This is a genomic window from Psychrobacillus sp., assembly GCF_056205495.1.
Genome location: NZ_JBAEAP010000138.1, coordinates 1 through 2043 on the forward strand (window position 1 = coordinate 1; position 2043 = coordinate 2043).

A 2043-nucleotide genomic window follows, 5' to 3' on the forward strand; every position below is an offset into this window, starting at 1 on the left:
AAGAGGAGCATTATCAAAAGTTGAGCTCGACGAATTAAATACAGCACATGGGGCTTCAAAAGAGGATCTTAATACCCTCAGGTCAGAATATCCAGAATGTCCAGAATCACTAATCTGTTTACTGGAAAATATAGACGGTACATATTGGCGGGAATATAAAGAAAATGAAATTGCGGTTTGTATTTTAGGCGCTGATGTTGCTGATGGCGAATATCCATATTATTTGCTATCTACACAACAGATGCTCGATAGTTCTAAGGAAGAAGAAGAAGTCTCCTATCTATTAGAATATCAAGATGACGAGGAGGCTGTTGACCCTAAGATAAATCCAGAGGGACTGCTACCTGGTAAGTATATTCATTTTGCAGACTGTATGAACAACGGTGGGACATCAAGACTCTTTATTGATTTTAACCCTTCATCTGATGGTGTAAGTGGTCAAATAGTTCGATTTCTACATGATCCAGATGAATACAAAGTGATTGCAGACAGCTTTGACGAGTATTTACAGGATATTATTGACGGTAACTTTATTTTTCTTAATAGTGAAGAAAAGTAATATAATCAATGCTTGTAAAGTGTTAAAGGGGAGGTTAACTGACATCAATTCTATAGTTAACAATAAAGTTAAGTACATTGTTTTGTTGTTGATACTACTTTTTTTTCCTTTTTTTAATTTTTTCACTGTTACAGGTTACGCTTGTTCATGTGATCAGCCAAACACCGTGAAAGAAGAATTAGATTTTAGTTCCACAGTTTTTTCTGGAAAAGTTGTTGAAATAAGAGATGAAAACAAAAATAAGTCCATCCATTCTTCTGCTGATCCTATTGCAGTACATTTTGAGGTGAATGAATATTGGAAGGGGCCGAATCAGTCACCAATTACAGTTTATACTGTAAGAAATACGGAAAGCTGTGGCTACGAATTTGAATTAAATCAAGAATATTTAGTATATGCAAATGAATCAAATGGAGAAATGCAAGTGAATTACTGTTCCAAAACTACTCCGTTGTCTTTAGCAGATAAGGATTTAGCTGAATTAGGAAAAGGTGAAAAACCCATTGAAAAAGTTTTAAAAGACTCAGATGCTAATAAGGGGGAGGAACAGATAACACCCGAAAGTTCTACAAATATAAATACCATATATATCAGTCTGCTCTCCTTAATTTTATTGCTGATAATTATGTATGTTCTAAAACGGATTAAGAAATCGCCATAATCTTTTATGATAATTTAACATTCTGTGATTAAAAGCATGAATATATTAATATGGCTTTTTTACTGATTGGATGTTTTCGTAATGATCATTACTTTTATAAAAATTCAAAAGACGGATAAAAAGAAAAAAATGGATGTGTATTTATGAAAGTATTTTCTACTATTTCACCAATTTTAGGTGCAATCTTATCTAGCTTCGGAATACTACCTTTTATATTTAATTACCCACATAGTGATAGTCCTGATTCTGGTCCATCAAATTTGTGGGAACTTATTCTTATGATTTCTTATGATGGAAAAGGTTTGTATTTATTTGTAGGAATTGCTTTGTTGATTCTATCCTTTTTCCTGATTTTTAGACAAAGAAAATTACAAGTTTGATTTCTTTTCCAAAGACCTATCGACTGGAGCAAATGCTTATTTCAGCGTGTCAAAAATCCAATAAACCTAAGAAGCGTATAAAAGACCTCGGTAACGACTAGAAGGAGCCCCGGATATTTCCCTTGGGCTCCTTCATTAATATTTATAAAGTGGTGGTGTTGATATTTTGCAATTTAGATTGTTCATGCTGTAAAAGCCATTCTTTCCTCCACAGACCTCCAGCGTAACCAGTCAACTTTCCTCCAACGCTTATGATCCGATGACAAGGTATCACAATAGGTAATCTGTTTTTGTTATTAGCACTTCCTACAGCTCTAACTGCACGATTTTTCCCAATTGTTTCTGCTATATGCTTATAGGTAGCAGTTGTCGCATAAGGAACTTGTGTAAGTGCTTGCCAAACAGATTGCTGAAATGCAGTGCCCTCATAGTTATAGAGAAAG

4 protein-coding genes are annotated in these 2043 nt (G+C 34.2%); 3 read left to right on the forward strand and 1 reads right to left on the reverse strand.

Translation table 11 applies throughout. The features are described 5' to 3' along the window. The 3 genes from AC06OU_RS04135 to AC06OU_RS04145 all read left to right on the forward strand — a co-directional run. Positions 1-559 (forward strand): SMI1/KNR4 family protein (locus AC06OU_RS04135; RefSeq protein WP_475854169.1); only part of this gene is annotated, 559 nt, incomplete at its 5' end. A 166-nt stretch (positions 560-725) separates the two neighbouring features. Next, positions 726-1220 (forward strand): hypothetical protein, encoded by a 495-nt coding sequence (locus AC06OU_RS04140; protein ID WP_475854171.1) that lies wholly within the window; start codon positions 726-728, stop codon positions 1218-1220. 143 nt (positions 1221-1363) lie between these two features. Then, positions 1364-1600: a hypothetical protein gene (locus AC06OU_RS04145; RefSeq protein ID WP_475854173.1), complete on the forward strand. Its 237-nt coding sequence runs from the start codon at positions 1364-1366 to the stop codon at positions 1598-1600. A 142-nt stretch (positions 1601-1742) separates the two neighbouring features. Here AC06OU_RS04145 and AC06OU_RS04150 read toward each other — a convergent pair. After that, on the reverse strand, positions 1743-2043 hold a 301-nt coding region (locus tag AC06OU_RS04150), incomplete at its 5' end, for a methylated-DNA--[protein]-cysteine S-methyltransferase (RefSeq protein ID WP_475854175.1).

Coding starts and splice junctions, on each gene's coding strand:
- AC06OU_RS04145 (WP_475854173.1), top strand. CDS start 1,364: ATGAAAGTATTTTCTACTATTTCACCAATTTTAGGTGCAATCTTATCT.